We start from the raw sequence: 17,451 nt of genomic DNA, 5'->3' as shown, positions 1-17,451 counted from the left end.
GGGCGAGGAAGCCGGATATTCACAGTCGCGAGCCAAATCTCCTGGCCGCGGATGCCACCCACGGCATCGCCGCTCCGTCGGCTTTCGCGCGCAGGCGCGCTCCCACAGGGAGACAGAGAGCGCGCTTTTGCCTTCACCAGCCTCGGCGCACCTTCGTACCGCCCGTAATAATCCCGTTCGTCAGCGGCCGCGCCATGAAATCGTGCGGGAAGCCCAGCTCGATTACGCTGATCTCGTCGAGCCGCCGCGCCTGATCGTCCGACAGCACCAGATCGAGCGCACCGACGTTGTCCTCGAACTGTTTCAGCGTCCGCGCACCGATGATCGGAATCACCGAAGGCGCGACACGACGCATGGTCCACGCAAGCGCTACCTGGGCCGCCGAGCGGCCCGACTCCTTCGCGATTTCGCCGACCACGTCGGCGATGTCCAGCCCGCGAGCCGTCAGTGCGCCATTGCCCACCGCAACGCTCTTGCGCGTACCCACGGCTTCCGTCGCCGGTACGCCATTCATATCCGCACGCGTGTATTTGCCGGTAAGCACGCCGCTGGCGAGCGGCGACCAACCCAGCACGCCGATGCCCATTTCGTGAGCCATCGGCAGCAGTTCGCGCTCCACGGTGCGCTCGATCAGGTTGTACTCGATCTGCAACGCCGCGATCGGCGCAAGACCACGTAGCGCCGCCACGGTCTGCATGCGCGACACCTGCCAGGCGGGCGCGTCCGATATGCCGACATACATGACCTTGCCGGAACGCACGATGTCGTCGAAGGCGTGGATGATCTCCTCGGCGGGCGTAAGCCCATCCCAGGCATGCAGGTACATCACGTCGATGTAGTCGGTGCCGAGCCGCTCCAGACTCGCCTCGACGGAGCGCAGCATGTTCCGCCGATGATTGCCGCCTGCATTCGGATTGCCCGGCTGCATGTTCATCGTGTACTTCGTGGCAATCACCACCTCGTCGCGATGCCCGGCGACGAACTGCCCCAGCAACCGTTCCGAGCTGCCGCCCGTGTAAAAGTTAGCCGTATCGATGAAGTTGCCGCCGCGCTCGCGGTAGGCATCGTAGATGCGCCGCGATTCGCTGGCATCCGCGCCCCAGCCCCAGTCGTCGCCGAAGGTCATTGTGCCCAGCGACATCGGGCTTACGCGCAGGCCTGTGCGGCCGAGGGTCAGATAGTCGTCCAGTTGCATGGCATGGGTTCCGTTTCATCGGGCCGCGCGGAGTGCGCCACCCATGACGACGAGGCTAGACCGCTTATTACCTCGCAAACATCCCATTCGAGTGCATGCACTTTGAAGTTGTGCTTTATAGTCGGGCCATGACCCCCGACCTGTTACCCGCCATCGCCGCCTTTGCCCGGGTCGCCCACCATGCGAGCTTCACGCGCGCCGCGGTCGAGATGGGCGTATCGCCGTCGGCGCTGTCGCAGACCGTGCGCAACCTCGAAGCACGCCTCGGCGTTCGCCTGCTCGATCGCACGACGCGACGCGTCGGCGTCACCGAACTGGGCCAGCGCTTCCTGATCGATGCCCAGCCGGCGCTGGCCGCGCTGGCCGACGCCGTCGCGGGTATCGACGAGATGCGCGACCGGCCCGCCGGCCTGCTGCGCCTTAACGTGTCCGACGCGGTAGCGACGATTCTCGTAGCCCCTCACCTGCCCGACTTCCTGGCCGCCTACCCCGATATCGTCGTCGAGCTGCACTGCGACACGAAGTTCATCGATCTTGTCGCCCATGGCTTCGATGCCGGCGTCCGGCTCGGCGAAAGCGTCGAAAAAGACATGGTTGCCATCCGCATGGGCGGCCCGATGCGCCAGGTGACGTTCGCCACTCCCTCGTACATCGAACGGCACGGCGCGCCCGACACCCCCGAAGCGCTGCACGAACACAACTGCATGAACATGCGGTTCGCCGGCGGCGACCTCTATCGCTGGGATTACGAAGATCGGGGACGCGCCTTCGACGTCGCGGTGAGCGGATCGTTCATCAGCAACAATCTCGGCCTGCTGCTCGATGCCGTGCGCGCGGGTGCGGGCATCGGTTGCTGCTTCGAGCAAACCGTGCGCGACGATCTGGAAAGCGGCCGACTGGTGCCGTTACTGGAACCGTGGTGGCCGACCTTCCCCGGGTTCTATCTCTACTACTCGAGCCGCGCGCACATGCCGCGCAAACTGCGGGTCTTCATCGACTTCCTGCAGGCGCGGCTACACCCGTAAAAGTAAGTAGCCCAGCACGGCGGCGACCACGAAGAACGGTCCCGAATACAGGTGAAACGTTATCCACGCCCTGCGCTCTCCGAGCAGGCGCAGCGCGATCAGGTTCGCCAGCGAGCCGAGGATGAAGCCGAAACCGCCGACGCTCACGCCCCAGGCGATGACCTTCCAGTTCTGCGAATACTCGGCCAGCGCGATCGCGGCAGGCACATTGCTGATGCCCTGCGACGCCAGCGCGCTCGCCACGTAGAGCCGCTTCGGATCGGCCAACCCCAGGCCGCCGATGAAGTCGTGCACCGAAGGCAATCCCGCCAGCAGTCGCAGGTCGACGAACATCAGTACGAAGACGATCAGCAATCCCCAGTCGATGCGCGCCACGATATCGCGGCGGACGACAAGGAAAACCACGAGCACGGCAGCGAGCGCCAGCGTCGTGTAGTGCATGTCGGCGAGTACAAGGAACGGCAGGTACAGCAACGCGGCGATAGTCAGAAGGTGACGATCGAACACATGGTCGTCGACATGATCGTGGACCTTCAACGCCGTCGCGGGAAACGAAACCGCGGTCAGCACAATCAGCATGGCGAACAGCATCGCAACCAACGGCGCCATCGACCACACGAACGAACCGAATCCATTGCCCCACTGTTGCCAGATAAAAAGATTCTGCGGATTGCCGATAGGCGTCAGCGCCGATCCCGCGTTGACCGCGAGCGCTTCGAACACAACGAGTTTTGTCGCCGGCATGCGTGCGGCGCGGCACATGCTCAATGTGAGCGGCACCATGACGAACAACGACACGTCGTTCGTTACCAGCATCGACAGCACCGCTGTCACCAGCACGAGAACCAGCGCGGTCATGCGACGCGTGGCGGTACGCTCGATCAACCAGCTGCCGATGCGATGCAACGCACCGCTCATCTCGACGGCTTTCGTGAGAATCAGCAGACCGGTAAGTGTCGCTATCGTCCGCCAGTCCACCAGCCCCGGATAGCCCGCTATCTTCCCGGGCGATATCGCCGTCAGCACGACCAGCGCGGCGAGCAGCGCGAGGAACAGATAGTCGTGGCGCAGTCCGCGAATGGACTCGGGAACCCAGCGCAGAACACCTTCTTTGTCGCCCATCCGTCGGTTCCATGGCCGGTAACGCCGACCTGACGCGGATGATAGGCGATGAGTGCGTGGCCGTGGCGTGCAGGCACCGCCTGCACGCCACGGCGAACGATCAGCGGTTCTTGTTCGGCAGGTCGACCTTACCCGTGACGCCACGATGATCGACATCGCCGCTACCCAGCGAATTGACCGTGAGATTGCCCTTCACGCTGTCGACGTCGAGCGAGCCGGAGCCGACCGTATTCACCTTCACGCTACCCGACACGTCGCGCAGCTTGGCCTCGCCGGAGCCGATGCTGCCGATCGAAACATTGCCCCGCACCGTCTTCGCTTCGACATCGCCCGAACCCACCGCGCTGACCTCGGTATCGCCGACGTCCTCGGCATCGACATCGCCGGAACCGACCGCCGTGCTGAAAGCACCGGCGACTTTGTGTACATGCAGATCGCCCGAACCGACCGTACTCGTCAACGAGGCCACATTGCGAACGTCGGCTTCGCCCGACCCGACCTTCACCGCCACCGGCAGGGCCGACGGTATCTGGATAAGCACGTTCAGATCGGAGTAATTGTTGCCCCAGCCCCAACCGCGATTGTTGTCCTGCAATTCGACGATCAGCGTGTCGCCTTCGCGATGCTGCTCCACCGTGAGACCGTTCAACCGGTCCTTGTCCGAAGCGCACGCCTTGCCGCGCACCAGCACCTTGCCGGTCGAGGTGCCTTCGAGATGAAGGTCATGACTATTTACGACAACCTGGATCGCTTTCGCGCCAGCCAGATCGATGTCGAGATTGCGATCGGCCGGGAACGCGCACTGCTGGTGGGCGAACGCCAGAGCGGGCGAAAACAGCAATGCGGTCAACAGATATCGGCGCATGAAATCCTTCCCTCGTCATGATGGTAGTGAGTACGTACCCCGATGGGATGCATCCGCCTCGCAAAAGGTTGCATCCTCTTCGCGAAACTGAACCGAACGTCGACGGCCTCCGTCAACCACCCGTGAAGCGACACGTTCTTGGGACGGCAACATCCACCCAGGAGACACCCTATGCAACGCAAGACCCTGCTCGCCAGTGCCGCCACCCTGCTCATCGCCGGTTCGGCGACCTTTGCGTTCGCGCAGGATGGCACGACGCCCCCGCCGGCCGCCCCTGCCGCAAGCCATGCCATGCAGTCGCCCAAAGACGCTCCCAAAGGACGTCCGGATGCCCAGCGCGGCGACCAGCACGGCTGGGGTGGACATGGCCGCGACGGTGGCATGCGCGGCGAAGGCGGCGTGATCGGCGACCTGCGCGGCCTCGAACGCCTCTACATCATGCAGGGCCGCGCGAAGGACCTGCCGGCGCTGTACAACGAAGTCCTCGCCAAATCGCAGAACCCGCGCGTACGCGACTACGCCTACCGCCACCTGGCCCGCGCGCAGATGATGCAGCCGGCCAATGTCGACCAGGCCATCGCGACCATGCGCAAGAGCCTCGACGAAAGCCTGGCGCAGGACGCAAAGCGTCAGGCCGCGATGGAGCAGTGGCGCGCAACGAAAACCCGCGCTACGGATATCGGCAATAAGTGAAGGTAAGTGCGTGAAGGAAGGGCGCGGTGCTTCAACCACCGCGCCCTTCTTGTTGCGATGCGCGGTTTGATGCACGGCTTTCCGTGGGAGCGCGCCTGCGCGCGAAAGCCAACGAAGCGGCGATGCGGTAGTTGGCATCCGCAGCCAATAGATCGGGCTCGCGAATGTGGGCATCCGTCTTCCTCGCCCTGTTGGCTTTCGCGCGCAGGCGCGCTCCCACAACAGCTATGGCATCACTGAAGTTTTACGCGACGCCATAGTTCTTCCTGCTGCTCCAGCGAATACGACGAAAGCTCGCGCCCTTCATCCGCCGCGATTTTTTCCATCGCGCGAAAACGCCGCTCGAATTTCGCATTCGCCGAACGAAGCGCCCGCGACACATCCACCTTCGCATGACGCGCCAGGTTGGCGACCACGAACAACACGTCGCCGATCTCATCGGTGAGGCGCTCCACATCGGCACCGGCATCGAACTCGGCGCGCACTTCGTCCACTTCTTCGAGAAGCTTGTCGAGCACGGGGCGATGATCGGGCCAGTCGAACCCGGTCTGGGCCGCGCGTTTCTGTAACTTCGTGGCACGCTGCCATTCGGGCAGTCCACGCGAAATACCCGCCAGAGCGCTCGTATCGTTTTCGCCGCGCGCGGCGCGTTCGTCGGCCTTCAGCCGTTCCCAGTCCACCATCTGCTCGGTGAGGTCCGTGTAGCTCCGGTCCGCGAAAATATGCGGATGGCGACGGATCATCTTGTCGCAGATCCCACCGGCGACATCGTCGAAGTCGAACAGCCCCGCCTCTTCCGCCATACGCGAATGAATCACCACCTGGAACAGCAGGTCGCCGAGTTCGTCGCGAAGACCGGCGTGGTCCCCGCGATCGATCGCATCGGCGACCTCGTAGGCTTCTTCGATCGTGTACGGCGCGATGCTCTCGAACGTCTGCTTCAGGTCCCACGGACATCCGCCGTCCGGATTGCGCAGGCGAGCCATGATGGCGAGTAGTTCGTCGATGCGGGATCGGGTCGCGGTAGACATGGGAGCCTTCAGGGGTCGATGAGTCTCGCGGCCCAGTCCGTTCGCGGGTCGCCGCAGGCAATGAATTCGGGATTGATGAGGGAATCGCGCGTGTTGTAACGGAACGGCCGGCCGGCCAGGTCCAGCACCGCACCGCCAGCCTCTTCCAGCACGCACTGCGCGGCGGCGGTATCCCATTCGGACGTGGCGCCCAGGCGCAGATACAGATCGGCGTCGCCACGGGCAATGATGCAGAACTTCAGCGACGAACCAAGCGCGAATGTTTCGTGCGGACCCAACCGTTGCAGCAGCGTCGCCAGACGGGCGTCGCCATGCGTGCGGCTACCGGTGACACGCATGGGCGTGGGCGGTACGCGTGTACGAATGGGCTCGCGATCGGCAGCTTCGCTGCGTTCGCGCCATGCCCCGTTTCCACGCGTGGCCGCGTACAGATCGCCGGACACCGGCGCGAGCACCACGCCCAGTACCGGCCGATGATCTTCGATCAGTGCGATGTTGACGGTGAACTCGCCATTGCGCTTCACGAACTCGCGCGTGCCGTCCAGCGGGTCGACCAGCCAGTAACGACGCCACGTGCAGCGCTCCGACCAGGGAGCCGCCAGCGCTTCCTCGGAAATCAGCGGAATGCCGGGTGTCAGCAAAGCCAGCCCTTCGGCGATGACTTGCTGGGCCGCCAGATCGGCCGCGGTCACGGGCGAGGCATCCGCCTTGCGAATGACTTCGAAGTCCTCGGCATAGATGGCGAGGATGGCATCGCCGGCACGACGCGCCAGCGTGGCGATGGCGGGAAGCAGCTCGTGTGGCGACGCGGCACTCACGCGGGATGGTAACGGCCGGCGAGGTATTCCCTCGCCATGAACAAGGCGGCGATGGAGCGACCTTCGGTCACGTCGTCGCGGGCGATCAGTTCGTGCAGCGCGTCGAGGCGCCAGGGCACGACTTCGAGCTCTTCCGGCTCGTCGCCCTGCAGGCGCTCGGGGTAGAGGTCTTCGGCAAGCACCACATGCGCCAGATGGGTCATATACGAGGGCGACAGCGACAGCGTGCCCAGTATCTTCAGCTTGCGCGCACCGAAACCGACTTCCTCCTTCAGTTCGCGGTTGGCGCCCTGCTCGGCCGTTTCGTCCTGATCGAGGCGGCCCTTCGGCACGCCCAGTTCGTAGCGGTCGACGCCCACGCCGTATTCGCGCACCAGCAGCACGGTTTCCGGATCGCGCATCGCGACGATGATGACGGCGCCTAGCCCCCCGCCCTTCAGCCGCTCGTAGGTCCGCGTTTCGCCATTGGAGAAACGCAGGTCCACCTGCTCGACATGGAGGAAATGGCTATCGGGGGCATCGCGCGTGGCGAGGATCGTCGGACGTTCGTTCATCGGGCGATTGTAACGCTGGCGAAGCGACGGAGCGCCTCGGCGTGAAGTCCGGGCGTTCCGGCAAGGACGCTGCGCGTATCCAGGCTGGGCGCGTTGCCCTCCAGATCGGTGAAGACACCACCCGCTTCGCGGACGATGACCGCGAGGGCGGCGATGTCGAGGATATTCACGTCCGACTCGATCACCAGGTCCACGGCGCCGCGGGCCAGCAGGTGATAGTGGCAGAAATCGCCATAGCCGCGAATGCGATTGCTGTCGCGGATGAGCTGGCCGAGAGCATCCCAGCGACCGTCGGCGGTCATCGTCTTCACATTGCCGGTCGACAGCGACGCCTGCGCGACTTCCGATGTGGATGCGATCCGCACGCGCTCGCCGTCGAGGAAGGCGCCGCCGCCGCGCACGGCCCACATGGTTTCGCCATACACGGGCGCGGACGAGACACCGAGCACGAGTTCGCCGCGCCACATGAGGGCAATCTGCGTGGAAAAGAACGGTGTGCGACGCACGAAGCTCTTCGTTCCGTCCAGCGGATCGACCAGCCAGAGCAGTTCGCGCTTCGGGTCGTCCACGCCGAATTCTTCGCCGTAGATACCCGCCTCGGGCAACGCCTGAGTCAGTATCTCGCGGATGGCCAGTTCGGCTTCGCGATCGGCCACTGTCACGGGGGTGTCGTCGCTTTTGACGATGACGTCGACACCGGAACGCCAGTAATGACGAATCACCGTGGCGGCCGCATCGGCGGCGACACGCGCGGCGACGAGCGCCTGTTCGAGGAAACCCCTATCGACGATGGTCATGGCGACTCCGCGGGAACCAGCCCCGCCTTGCGTTGGATATGTACGCTGCCATCCGGACCGACCGGCCCGAAGCGCGCGATGAGATGACGGAGCGCCGTATCGGCGATGCGCGGACGCAGCAGCACATCGGCGCGCCAGCCCAGCGGCGAAGCGGCAATATCGCCCTTCGTGGCCAGCGAACCGCTGCCGTCGTCGGCCAGCGTACCGCGCAGGAAACCGCTCGCACTCGTTGCCTGTAGCTTCAGACCGCCCAGCACGATATGTCCTTCGGGCGTCTGGATGGCCGCATCGGCCCAGCTAACCTCGCCATTCAGCGTCATCGGCCAGTTGCCCTGGAATACCGCCTCGGATACCTGGCCGTCCAGCGTGCCACGCGGATGGAGATCGCCGGCCAGCGGCTGACCGGCCAGCGCTGCCGCATCCAGATGGAAAGTAACGTCGTGCCATGCGCGCGAATCGGCTGTCACCTGATCGTACCGGCCATCGAAACGACCCCGCGCGCCAGCCACGTGCAGCAGCAGATGCGTACGGCCCAGCACCACCTCCCGGCCCAGTTGCCAGTCCGCCGTGCCGAGCACGGCGCCATCGGACAGCACCACGCGATCGGCGTGACCCTGCCATACGGAGCCCGAAAGCCCCTCGAACGACATGCCGTGCATACGCTTGGAAAGCAGTGGCAGCGCTACCCGGGCGGGCATGAACCAGAACAGGAGGCCGGCCGCCACGATCAGCAACACGACGCATAAAACGACCCAGCGAATCCACTTCAAAACCTTGCATCCTCTCGCTATCGCTTGAGTCCGATGGGCGGCGGGCCGATCATGCCGGGATGACCGACGCCTTCCTCGTTCCACCCACATCCAATGCCGCGCTCGCAGCGCGCGATCTCAACGTGCTCTGGCACCCTTGCACGCAGATGCACGACCACGAAACCCTCCCCATGGTACCCGTGGTTCGCGGCGAAGGGGTGTGGCTCGTCGACGCGGACGGGCGGCGCTACCTCGATGCCGTGAGTTCCTGGTGGACCAACCTGTTCGGCCATAGCCATCCGCGCATCGCCCATGCGGTCAAGGCGCAGCTGGACACGCTGGAACACGTGATCTTCGCCGGATTCACCCATGAGCCGGCGATCGAGCTGGCCGAAGAGCTGGTACGTATCACCCCGCCGGGGCTCGAACGCGTCTTTCTCGCCGACAACGGTTCGGCGGCCATCGAAGTCGCGCTCAAGATGAGTTTCCACTATTGGCTGAATCGGGGACATGGCGAGAAAACGCGCTTCATCGCACTGACCGGCAGCTATCACGGCGAAACGCTGGGCGCGTTGTCCGTCAGCGATGTGGCCCTCTATCGCAAGACCTATGCGCCATTGCTGCTGACGCCGGAACTGGCGCCGTCGCCAGATGCCTATGAGGGCGAACCGGGGGAAACCGCCGCCGACACCGCGCGTCGCCGCCTGCTCGACATGCGCGTTTTGCTGGAACGCCACGCGCACGAAACCTGCGCCGTTATCGTCGAACCGCTGGTGCAGTGCGCGGGTGGCATGCGCATGTACGACGCGACTTATCTCACGGGCCTGCGTGCGCTGTGCAACGAGTTCGACGTACACCTTATCGCCGATGAAATCGCCGTCGGTTTCGGGCGCACGGGGACCATGTTCGCGTGCGAGCAGGCAGGTATCTCGCCGGACTTCATGTGTCTGTCGAAGGGACTGACCGGTGGCTTCCTTCCGCTATCGGCGGTGGTTACCACGCAGGATGTCTACCAGGCTTTCTACGCGGAATACGCCAGCGGCAAAGCCTTCCTGCATTCGCACAGCTATACCGGCAACCCGCTCGCCTGCCGCGCCGCCGTCGCCACGTTGAGCCTGTTTCGCGACGAGCCCGTGCTGGAACGCAACCGGCAGCTCGCCGCGCATATGGCCACACGCATCGCTCCGCTTCGCGATCATCCGAACGTTGCCGATGTGCGGCAGACGGGAATGATCGCCGCCGTGGAGCTGGTGGCGGATAAGCGCACGCGTCGTCCGTTCGCCGCGGAAGAACGGCGTGGTTTGCGCGTTTATCGGCATGGGCTGGAAAACGGCGCATTGCTGCGGCCGCTCGGGAATATCGTGTATTTCATGCCGCCGTATGTGATTACCGAGGCTGAGATCGATTTCATGGTGGAGACGGCGGTGGCGGGGATTGATGTGGCGGTGCGGTAGGTCATTCATCGCCCCCAACACCCCTCACCGTCATTCCGGCGCACGTGCGCCGGAATGACGGTGAGGGGGATGAGTAGTTCCGCCAAAATCACTGTGCCTAAAGCCGCGAAGCCCCCACCGGCAACGCCACCACCCGAAGCATCTCCGGATCGCTGGCCAGCGATGGATTCTCCAGCCACTCCATCGCGAACTCGTGCGCATCGCCGCCCCAGAACAGGTCGGGCCCGATCGCCAGCGTCGGCACGCCGAACAGCCCGGCAGCCATCGCGGCTTCGAAATTGGCCTGCAAGGCCGCTTTCACGTCAGGTGCCGAGAGTGCCGTGCGAAGGTCGGAAATCCCCAGCGATTCGGCCAGCGGAGCGATGGCCTCCGGCGTATCCGCCGCCCGCCCCTGCCCCCATATCCAGTCGAAAATCGCATCCACCGTCGCCACGGTCGCTCCCGCAGCGATGCACAGCCGCAAAGCCAGCAGCGGATTGAACGGGTGGGTCGGGGGGAATACCAGCGGCTGGCCGGCCCGTCGAGCGCGCCAGAGTACGTAGCGATAAGAGAACTCGCGTTTGTGCGGAATCTCCGCCGGTCCCTTGATATCCAGCCGATTCAGCAGCGCCCCGAAAAGAATGGGCCGAAGCGTCACCTCGCGGGTGGCCGCCAGTTCGCGAATACGCGGCCATTGCAGCCAGGCGAACGGCGAGATGAAGTCGAAGTACCAGACAACGGGCATGGCGTAGCTCCTTGGGGACCCTGCGGGACGATAGCGCGACGCCCGGTACAATGCCCTATTCCCCCGAACGACAGCCAGTCCCATGCGCAGCATCCGCATCCACGTCGACGCCCCGCTGGCCAGCGGCCACGACCTTATCCTGCCCGCGCAGGCCGGCGAACACGTCGCTCGCGTGCTGCGCCTGGAGACAGGCCATCCGCTGATCCTGTTTTCCGGCGACGGCAACGACTACGACGCGACGATCGTTTCCGTGGGCAAGCGCGAAGTGGTAGTAAATATTGGCGATGTGCGTGCCGTCGTCAACGAGTCGCCGCTGGCGTTGACGCTCGCTCAAGGCGTCGCGCGCGGCGAGAAGATGGACCTGATCGTGCAGAAGGCCACGGAGCTCGGTATCGCGCGCATCGTGCCGCTGATTACCGAACGGTCCGAGGTAAAGCTCGACGCCGCGCGGGCCGAGAAACGTCTGCTGCACTGGCGTGCCGTCGCGGCCAGTGCATGCGAGCAGTCGGGACGTGCACGGCTGCCAACGATCGAGGCAGCGCAGCCATTGGCCGCGTGGTTGTCCACGCTGGGCGAAGGCGGTCCGGCGCGGCTGGCGTTATTGCCCGAAGGTACGCACCGTCCGGCCGATCTGAAACTCGAAGGCCTCGCGATACTGACTATCGGTCCCGAAGGTGGTTTCGGCGAACGCGATCGCGCCGCGCTGGCCGCCGCTTCGTTCACGGGTCTTCGTCTGGGGCCACGTATTCTGCGCACGGAAACGGCCGGACTGGCGGCGATAGCCGCGCTACAAACCCTCTACGGCGATTTGTAACGACACCGGCACGCTCTTTGTAGGAGCGCGCTTGCGCGCTCCTACAAACGATGCGGCGAGTCTGTTTACTGGAGCGCCTGATCGATCCGGTACATCGTCGCGTCGTCCAGTTTCGACAGGTGATCGATCGCGCCCAGGTTGTCTTCGAGCTGCGACTTGCGGCTCGCGCCCAGCATCACCGTCGACACATTGGGGTTCTTCAGGCACCACACCAGCGCCAGCTGGGTAAGCGACATGCCCAGATCGCCGGCGATGGCCGCCAGCTTGCGCACGGACTTCAATCCGGCGCCACCGTCGTTCAACAGCCGATCGCGCAGCCACGCGAAATCCGGATGGCCGAGTCGCGAATCGTTCGGCACGCCGTCGTTGTACTTGCCGGTAAGCAGGCCGGACGCCAGCGGCGACCAGATCGTCGTACCCATGCCATAGCGCTCGTACAGCGGCTCGTATTCGATCTCGACCCGTTCGCGATGCAACAGGTTGTACTGCGGCTGCTCCATGCTCGGCGCATGCAGATGCTCGGTCTGCGCGACATCGTGCGCTTCGGCGATTTCGTCGGCCGTCCATTCGCTGGTGCCCCAGTAAAGCACCTTGCCCTGCCGGATCAATGCATCCATCGCCCAGACGGTTTCGGCGATGGGTGTGTCGGGGTCGGCCCGATGGCAGAAATACAGGTCGAGATAGTCGACACGCAACCGCTGCAACGCCTGATGGCAGGCCTCGGTGACATGCTTGCGCGACAGTCCGCGCTGGGTGGGTTTCGGATGGGTCGTGCCTCCGAAGAACACCTTGCTCGATACGCAGTAACTGTCGCGCGGAAAACGAAGATCGGCGAGGACATCGCCCATCAGTCGTTCGGCATCGCCGGCGTTATAGGTTTCGGCGTTGTCGAAAAAATTGACGCCGCGATCGTAGGCCAGCGCCATGATTTCGCGTGCATCGGATCGTCCGACCTGTCTGCCGAACGTGACCCAGGCGCCATAGGAAAGCGCGGAAAGCTGGAGGCCGGTACGGCCGAGTCGACGGTATTCCATGGCAAACCTCTCAAACGAAACGGAGGACGATCCAGAGCACCACGGCCGCGAATACACCGGCGACCACGTCGTCGAGCATGACACCCATGCCGCCTTTCACGCGACGGTCGAGCCAGCCGATGGGCCAGGGTTTCCATACATCGAAGATGCGAAACAGCACGAAACCCGCGAGCACGGCCCACCACGGCGCGACCAGCGCCGGCAGCAGGGCGATCCACTGCCCGATGAATTCGTCCCAGACCACGCTGCGATGATCCGCAACGCCCAGCGCACGGCCGGCGACGTCGCAAACCCATACACCAAAGGCGAAGCCCACGACGATGATGACGAGCCACGCGGCGACGGACAGATCGCGCAACAGCAGCCACGGAAGAATGGCGGCAAGCGAGCCGAAGGTTCCCTGCGCTTTCGGCGCGAGGCCCGAACCGAATCCGCAGGCCACCCAGCCCGCCGGATGGGCCAGCAATGCGCGGCGCGACGCCGCATCCAGAACGTACTTGTCGCTCATGACGCGAAATGATTCCAGCCGGTGTGTGACGGAGACAGAACGTTGCCCGCCGCATCGAGCACGCGGACGCCCTGCCCTTCGACGATACGACCGATACGCGTGACGCCGCAGCCCACGCGCGCAAGATCGGCGGTCATGGTGGCCGCGCGATCGGCGGGTACGGTGAAACACAGTTCGTAATCGTCGCCGCCGGACAGCGCGAAATCGAGCGCCACGGCATCGTCGAAATGACTGAACAGCGCGGACGAGCGTGGAAGCATGGGGGCATCGATAGTCGCGCCCACACCGCTGGCGGCGCAGATATGGCCGAGGTCGGCGACCAGTCCGTCGGAAATGTCGATGCAGGCAGTGGCGATGCCGCGCAGGGCCTGCCCGGCCGACACGCGCGGCACGGGCCGGTTCAGACGTTCGATCAGCGCGGCATACGGCGCGACATCCGGTTCGCCCAGACAGCGCAACCCCGCCGCCGCATCGCCCAGCGTGCCGGTCACCATCACGATATCGCCCACGCGCGCACCGCTACGCAGCAGCGCTTCGCCGGGCGAGGTGAAGCCGTGCACCGCAACGGTCACCGTCAGGGGCCCGCGCGTCGTGTCGCCGCCGATCAACGCCAGCCGGTACGACCCGGCCAGCTGCGCGAAACCGTCCGCCAGACCGTCGAAAAAAGCCGGGCTGCCGTCGGGTGTGGAAAGCGCCAGCAGCGCCCACGCGGGCGTGGCGCCCATCGCGGCAAGATCGGAAAGGTTGACCGCCAGCGCCTTCCAGCCGATGTCTTCGGGCGAGGTGCCGACCGGGAAATGCACGCCTTCGACGAGCGTGTCGATGGCGACGGCCAGTTCGCGCCCCGCAGGGACGGCGACGATGGCGGCATCGTCGCCGATGCCGGTGCGCACGTCGTCGCGCTGGGTATCGGTGCGCCGGCGGATGCGTTCGATCAGATCGAATTCCATGCGGCCTCTCTCTTGTCGATGAAGGCGCGCATGGATCGACGCGCCGGAATCAGGAACGCTTTTCCGCGGTTCGCCAGTGCGTGGCGAGCTTGTCGAGTACGCCGTTCACGTAGCTGTGGCCGTGGTCGGCGCCGAAGCGCTTGGTGACTTCGATCGCTTCGTTGAGGATGACGCGGTAAGGCACGTCCGGACGGTATTTCAACTCGTAAGCCGCCAGACGCAGGACGGCGCGTTCGATCTGGTCGATCTGTTCGACTTCGCGATCGACGAACGGCTTTATGCCCTTGTCGAGTTCGGCGACGTGGCGTTCGACGCCGCGCAGCAGATCCTCGAAGTACTCCAGGTCGGCCACTTCCATATCCTGCTCGTGGCGGAACTGTTCGATGACCTGACCCATGCCGCTACCGCCGACCTGCCAGGCATACAACGCCTGAAGCGCGCGACGACGGGCGCGCGAGCGGGCGGCGAGGTCGATACCGGACGGCTTGTTCATGATCCGAGCTTCGCGTACAGGTTGACCATTTCGAGCGCGGCAATGGCGGCATCCGCGCCCTTGTTGCCGGCCTTGGTGCCCGAGCGCTCGATGGCCTGCTCGATGCTGTCGGTGGTCAGGACACCGAAGGCGACCGGCACGCCGGACGCATAGGCGGCCTGGGCCAGACCCTTGGCGGCTTCGCCGGCCACGTAGTCGAAGTGCGGCGTCGAACCGCGGATGACCGCGCCCAGACCGATCACGGCGGCGTACTTGCCCGACAAGGCGACCTTGTTGGCCGCCAGCGCGATTTCCCAGGCACCGGGAACGCGGATGAGGTCGATGGCGTCGTCGGCGACACCGTGGCGGACCAGCGCATCGCGTGCGCCGGCAACCAGCGGCTCGACCACGAAACCGTTGAAACGACCGGCGACGATGGCGAAACGGCCCTTGGGGGTGGCGAAATCGCCTTCGATGATCTTCATGGGTGGATTTCCTTCAAGGCGTCGACCGCGGGGCGGCCGGGTATTTTACGGGTTTTCGGCCGGGCGCAGGTGGGGATGCCCGGCAAAGGTCAGGGTTGCCGCGTCGTTCTCGACCCGCAGGCGGGCGGGAACGCCGAACGGCAGCGTGAATTTCGTGGGGCCATGCCCGAATGGCAGCCCCCGCACGATGGGGATGCCCGCCGCGGCCGCGATACGCTCGATCGCGATGCCAAGGTCGTAGCCGTTGTCGTAGTAACTGAGGCGATAGCTCGTGAAATCGCCAAGGACCAGAGCTTGTTGCCGCTCCAGAATCCCGGCGTAAAGCAGGTGATAGAGCATCCGCTCCACCCGGTACGGCGGCTCGGCAATGTCTTCGACGAACAATATGCCGCCGTCGATCACGGGAAAGTACGGCGAACCGACCAGCCCGGAAAGCATGGCCAGGTTGCCGCCCCAGAGAATGCCCTCGACATCGAGCCGTTCCGCCGCCGCTCGCGGCCAGTGGGCGCCGCCCTCACGGGAACCGAGCGTGTCCCAGAAATGGGCCAGCGTGACGGGATCGGCCTCGGGCGCACCGAAATCCGGCCCCAGCATCGGTCCACCGAACGTGACCAGTCCGGATTTGACGTACAGGGCGCACTGGATCGCCGTGAAGTCGCTATGCCCGACGATCGGCAGCGGCGATGCGCCGAGCCGTTCGCGCAGGCCGTCGTAATCCAGCCGGGCGAGCAACGGATGCGCGCCATAACCGCCGCGCACGGCCAGCACGATGTCCGGCAGCGGCACCGAGGGATCCGCCAGCGCGTTGATGTCGACGGCGCGCTCGGCGTCCGTTCCCGCGAAACGCAGGTGCCGGCGCTCGAGAACGTCGGCCCCGGAGATACGGTGGCCCTCCTCCTCGAACCGCACGATGCCCCGGCGCATCGCGTCGGGGTCGTGCGGGTAACCGGAGGGGGCGATCAGACGAATGTCGCGCGATGGACGCATGGGTCTTCTTTACGGGTGAACGGGCATGGCCATAGTGTCGCCTGAAAAGCGATCAGCCAACCTGCTCCACGACTTCCAGACCGAAGCCGGCGATACCGACGAGCTTGCGCGGGGTGCCCAGCACGCGCAGCCGGCGGACGCCCAGGTCGGCGAGCATCTGCGCGCCGAGGCCATGCTGACGCCATTCGCGATGCTCGTCGCGCGGCGGAGCCACCGGCGCGGTGTCTCCTTTCAGGCGCGCCAGCAACGCTTCCGCCGTGTCCTCACCGGACAGCACGAGCAGGACGCCACGGTTTTCGTCCGCGATACGCCGCAATGCCTCGGTAACCGTATGGCCGAGGTCGGACCGGCGCAGGTGCAGCACATCGGACAAGGTGTTGCGTACGTGCACGCGGGTGAGCACCGGCTCGCCGTCGGTGACGTTGCCGCGCGTCAACGCGAAATGCAGGTCGTGGCGAATGGCGTCGCGATAGGCCACGAGGTGGAACTTGCCGAACTCGGTGTCGACTTCTTCTTCGTGCACGCGCTGGACGGTCTTCTCGGTTTCGAGGCGATAACGGATCAGGTCGGCGATGGTGCCGATCTTCAGACCGTGCTTTCGCGCGAAGATTTCCAGTTCCGGCCGGCGTGCCATCGAGCCGTCGTCGTGCAGGATTTCGATAAGAATCGACGACGGTTCGCCCATGCCCGCCAGCGCGGCCAGGTCGCAACCCGCTTCCGTGTGACCCGCACGGGTAAGCACGCCGCCCGGCTGCGCGGTCAACGGAAACACGTGACCGGGCATGTGGAGGTCCGAGGGCTTGGCGCCCTGCGCCACCGCAACCTGGATGGTATGCGCGCGATCGTGCGCGGAGATGCCGGTGGTGACGCCTTCGGCGGCTTCGATCGAGACGGTGAAGTTGGTGTGGTACTGCGAACTGTTGTCGCTGACCATCGGTCGCAGACCAAGCTGTCGCGTGCGCTGCTCCGTCAGCGTGAGGCAGAGCAGTCCGCGCGCTTCGCGCACCATGAAGTTGATGTCTTCGGGCCGCGCTTTCTCCGCGGCCATGATGATGTCGCCTTCGTTCTCGCGGTCTTCGTCATCGAGGATGACGACCATTTTTCCGGCGCGGATGTCTTCGAGGATTTCGGGAATGGTGTTGAACGGCATGAGGTGTTCCGTAATGGGTAAGCG

The 17,451-nt window shown here is 64.9% G+C and carries 20 protein-coding genes; 4 read left to right on the top strand and 16 right to left on the bottom strand.

Annotation, left to right across the window (positions count from 1 at the left end; genetic code table 11):
* Positions 1–133: 133 nt before the first annotated feature.
* The gene (locus tag EC912_RS11965; protein ID WP_132144288.1) at positions 134–1,195 is read right to left on the bottom strand and encodes an aldo/keto reductase; all 1,062 of its coding nucleotides are present in this window, start codon (positions 1,193–1,195) and stop codon (positions 134–136) included.
* A 128-nt stretch (positions 1,196–1,323) separates the two neighbouring features.
* Here EC912_RS11965 and EC912_RS11960 point away from each other — a divergent pair, with 128 nt between their 5' ends.
* Positions 1,324–2,220, top strand: coding sequence for a LysR family transcriptional regulator (locus EC912_RS11960; protein WP_132144286.1), 897 nt, complete (start codon positions 1,324–1,326; stop codon positions 2,218–2,220).
* Here EC912_RS11960 and EC912_RS11955 read toward each other — a convergent pair.
* Together EC912_RS11955 and EC912_RS11950 are read right to left on the bottom strand one after the other, a co-directional pair.
* On the bottom strand, positions 2,209–3,342 hold the full coding sequence (locus EC912_RS11955; RefSeq protein WP_132144284.1) for an SLC13 family permease: 1,134 nt from the start codon (positions 3,340–3,342) through the stop codon (positions 2,209–2,211). The two genes, EC912_RS11960 and EC912_RS11955, sit on opposite strands and share 12 nt — an antisense overlap.
* A 100-nt stretch (positions 3,343–3,442) precedes the next feature.
* Entirely contained in the window at positions 3,443–4,207 is a 765-nt protein-coding gene (locus tag EC912_RS11950) for a DUF4097 family beta strand repeat-containing protein (protein ID WP_132144282.1), read from the bottom strand.
* Between the two features lie 171 nt (positions 4,208–4,378).
* Here EC912_RS11950 and EC912_RS11945 point away from each other — a divergent pair, with 171 nt between their 5' ends.
* The gene (locus EC912_RS11945; protein ID WP_132144280.1) at positions 4,379–4,900 is read left to right on the top strand and encodes a hypothetical protein; all 522 of its coding nucleotides are present in this window, start codon (positions 4,379–4,381) and stop codon (positions 4,898–4,900) included.
* Positions 4,901–5,133: 233 nt separating this feature from the next.
* Here the strand turns inward: EC912_RS11945 and mazG are convergent, their stop codons facing one another.
* The 5 genes from mazG to gspN are packed head-to-tail and all read right to left on the bottom strand — an operon-like array spanning position 5,134 to position 8,870.
* Positions 5,134–5,931 carry a nucleoside triphosphate pyrophosphohydrolase gene (gene mazG / locus EC912_RS11940; protein ID WP_132144278.1) on the bottom strand — a complete coding sequence of 266 codons (798 nt, stop codon included), beginning with the start codon at positions 5,929–5,931 and terminating at the stop codon, positions 5,134–5,136.
* A gap of 8 nt (positions 5,932–5,939) precedes the next feature.
* Positions 5,940–6,749 (bottom strand): 3'(2'),5'-bisphosphate nucleotidase CysQ, encoded by an 810-nt coding sequence (gene cysQ / locus EC912_RS11935; protein ID WP_132144276.1) that lies wholly within the window; start codon positions 6,747–6,749, stop codon positions 5,940–5,942.
* On the bottom strand, positions 6,746–7,303 hold the full coding sequence (gene nudE, locus EC912_RS11930) for an ADP compounds hydrolase NudE (protein ID WP_132144274.1): 558 nt from the start codon (positions 7,301–7,303) through the stop codon (positions 6,746–6,748). The genes cysQ and nudE overlap by 4 nt, the downstream gene beginning before the upstream one ends.
* Positions 7,300–8,100 carry an inositol monophosphatase family protein gene (locus EC912_RS11925; protein ID WP_132144272.1) on the bottom strand — a complete coding sequence of 267 codons (801 nt, stop codon included), beginning with the start codon at positions 8,098–8,100 and terminating at the stop codon, positions 7,300–7,302. Before EC912_RS11925 ends, nudE begins: the two co-directional genes overlap by 4 nt.
* Positions 8,097–8,870, bottom strand: a complete 774-nt coding sequence (gene gspN, locus EC912_RS11920; protein ID WP_165973579.1) for a type II secretion system protein N — start codon at positions 8,868–8,870, stop codon at positions 8,097–8,099. Before gspN ends, EC912_RS11925 begins: the two co-directional genes overlap by 4 nt.
* A gap of 59 nt (positions 8,871–8,929) precedes the next feature.
* On the opposite strand from gspN, the gene EC912_RS11915 reads away from it, so the two are divergent.
* The gene (locus EC912_RS11915) at positions 8,930–10,303 is read left to right on the top strand and encodes an adenosylmethionine--8-amino-7-oxononanoate transaminase (RefSeq protein WP_132144268.1); all 1,374 of its coding nucleotides are present in this window, start codon (positions 8,930–8,932) and stop codon (positions 10,301–10,303) included.
* A gap of 97 nt (positions 10,304–10,400) precedes the next feature.
* On the opposite strand, the gene EC912_RS11910 is transcribed toward EC912_RS11915, so the two are convergent.
* Positions 10,401–11,027, bottom strand: coding sequence for a 2-hydroxychromene-2-carboxylate isomerase (locus EC912_RS11910; protein WP_132144266.1), 627 nt, complete (start codon positions 11,025–11,027; stop codon positions 10,401–10,403).
* Positions 11,028–11,109: 82 nt separating this feature from the next.
* Here EC912_RS11910 and EC912_RS11905 point away from each other — a divergent pair, with 82 nt between their 5' ends.
* Positions 11,110–11,841, top strand: coding sequence for a 16S rRNA (uracil(1498)-N(3))-methyltransferase (locus tag EC912_RS11905; protein ID WP_132144264.1), 732 nt, complete (start codon positions 11,110–11,112; stop codon positions 11,839–11,841).
* Positions 11,842–11,906: 65 nt separating this feature from the next.
* On the opposite strand, the gene EC912_RS11900 is transcribed toward EC912_RS11905, so the two are convergent.
* From EC912_RS11900 to ribB, 7 genes are read right to left on the bottom strand one after another with little or no spacing between them, the layout of a single operon-like run.
* The gene (locus EC912_RS11900) at positions 11,907–12,875 is read right to left on the bottom strand and encodes a potassium channel beta subunit family protein (protein WP_132144262.1); all 969 of its coding nucleotides are present in this window, start codon (positions 12,873–12,875) and stop codon (positions 11,907–11,909) included.
* A 10-nt stretch (positions 12,876–12,885) separates the two neighbouring features.
* Positions 12,886–13,383 (bottom strand): phosphatidylglycerophosphatase A family protein, encoded by a 498-nt coding sequence (locus EC912_RS11895; RefSeq protein WP_132144260.1) that lies wholly within the window; start codon positions 13,381–13,383, stop codon positions 12,886–12,888.
* The gene (gene thiL, locus EC912_RS11890) at positions 13,380–14,333 is read right to left on the bottom strand and encodes a thiamine-phosphate kinase (protein ID WP_132144258.1); all 954 of its coding nucleotides are present in this window, start codon (positions 14,331–14,333) and stop codon (positions 13,380–13,382) included. Before thiL ends, EC912_RS11895 begins: the two co-directional genes overlap by 4 nt.
* Positions 14,334–14,382: 49 nt before the next feature.
* Positions 14,383–14,826, bottom strand: coding sequence for a transcription antitermination factor NusB (nusB, locus tag EC912_RS11885; protein WP_207906828.1), 444 nt, complete (start codon positions 14,824–14,826; stop codon positions 14,383–14,385).
* Positions 14,823–15,290 carry a 6,7-dimethyl-8-ribityllumazine synthase gene (gene ribH / locus EC912_RS11880; RefSeq protein ID WP_132144253.1) on the bottom strand — a complete coding sequence of 156 codons (468 nt, stop codon included), beginning with the start codon at positions 15,288–15,290 and terminating at the stop codon, positions 14,823–14,825. The genes nusB and ribH overlap by 4 nt, the downstream gene beginning before the upstream one ends.
* A gap of 45 nt (positions 15,291–15,335) precedes the next feature.
* Entirely contained in the window at positions 15,336–16,277 is a 942-nt protein-coding gene (gene ldcA / locus EC912_RS11875) for a muramoyltetrapeptide carboxypeptidase (protein ID WP_132144251.1), read from the bottom strand.
* Positions 16,278–16,329: 52 nt separating this feature from the next.
* On the bottom strand, positions 16,330–17,427 hold the full coding sequence (ribB, locus tag EC912_RS11870; RefSeq protein ID WP_132144249.1) for a 3,4-dihydroxy-2-butanone-4-phosphate synthase: 1,098 nt from the start codon (positions 17,425–17,427) through the stop codon (positions 16,330–16,332).
* Positions 17,428–17,451: the final 24 nt, after the last annotated feature.

Source organism: Luteibacter rhizovicinus (genome assembly GCF_004342265.1).
GTDB lineage: Bacteria > Pseudomonadota > Gammaproteobacteria > Xanthomonadales > Rhodanobacteraceae > Luteibacter > Luteibacter rhizovicinus_B.
This window is presented reverse-complemented; position numbering and strand designations above follow the sequence as displayed.

What these genes read in the sequence shown, in the direction of transcription:
- EC912_RS11965 (WP_132144288.1), bottom strand. Translation starts at nt 1,195, where the DNA reads ATGCAACTGGACGACTATCTGACCCTCGGCCGCACAGGCCTGCGCGTA.
- EC912_RS11960 (WP_132144286.1), top strand. Translation starts at nt 1,324, where the DNA reads ATGACCCCCGACCTGTTACCCGCCATCGCCGCCTTTGCCCGGGTCGCC.
- EC912_RS11955 (WP_132144284.1), bottom strand. Translation starts at nt 3,342, where the DNA reads ATGGGCGACAAAGAAGGTGTTCTGCGCTGGGTTCCCGAGTCCATTCGC.
- EC912_RS11950 (WP_132144282.1), bottom strand. Translation starts at nt 4,207, where the DNA reads ATGCGCCGATATCTGTTGACCGCATTGCTGTTTTCGCCCGCTCTGGCG.
- EC912_RS11945 (WP_132144280.1), top strand. Translation starts at nt 4,379, where the DNA reads ATGCAACGCAAGACCCTGCTCGCCAGTGCCGCCACCCTGCTCATCGCC.
- mazG (WP_132144278.1), bottom strand. Translation starts at nt 5,931, where the DNA reads ATGTCTACCGCGACCCGATCCCGCATCGACGAACTACTCGCCATCATG.
- nudE (WP_132144274.1), bottom strand. Translation starts at nt 7,303, where the DNA reads ATGAACGAACGTCCGACGATCCTCGCCACGCGCGATGCCCCCGATAGC.
- EC912_RS11925 (WP_132144272.1), bottom strand. Translation starts at nt 8,100, where the DNA reads ATGACCATCGTCGATAGGGGTTTCCTCGAACAGGCGCTCGTCGCCGCG.
- EC912_RS11915 (WP_132144268.1), top strand. Translation starts at nt 8,930, where the DNA reads ATGACCGACGCCTTCCTCGTTCCACCCACATCCAATGCCGCGCTCGCA.
- EC912_RS11910 (WP_132144266.1), bottom strand. Translation starts at nt 11,027, where the DNA reads ATGCCCGTTGTCTGGTACTTCGACTTCATCTCGCCGTTCGCCTGGCTG.
- EC912_RS11905 (WP_132144264.1), top strand. Translation starts at nt 11,110, where the DNA reads ATGCGCAGCATCCGCATCCACGTCGACGCCCCGCTGGCCAGCGGCCAC.
- EC912_RS11900 (WP_132144262.1), bottom strand. Translation starts at nt 12,875, where the DNA reads ATGGAATACCGTCGACTCGGCCGTACCGGCCTCCAGCTTTCCGCGCTT.
- EC912_RS11895 (WP_132144260.1), bottom strand. Translation starts at nt 13,383, where the DNA reads ATGAGCGACAAGTACGTTCTGGATGCGGCGTCGCGCCGCGCATTGCTG.
- thiL (WP_132144258.1), bottom strand. Translation starts at nt 14,333, where the DNA reads ATGGAATTCGATCTGATCGAACGCATCCGCCGGCGCACCGATACCCAG.
- nusB (WP_207906828.1), bottom strand. Translation starts at nt 14,826, where the DNA reads ATGAACAAGCCGTCCGGTATCGACCTCGCCGCCCGCTCGCGCGCCCGT.
- ribH (WP_132144253.1), bottom strand. Translation starts at nt 15,290, where the DNA reads ATGAAGATCATCGAAGGCGATTTCGCCACCCCCAAGGGCCGTTTCGCC.
- ldcA (WP_132144251.1), bottom strand. Translation starts at nt 16,277, where the DNA reads ATGCGTCCATCGCGCGACATTCGTCTGATCGCCCCCTCCGGTTACCCG.
- ribB (WP_132144249.1), bottom strand. Translation starts at nt 17,427, where the DNA reads ATGCCGTTCAACACCATTCCCGAAATCCTCGAAGACATCCGCGCCGGA.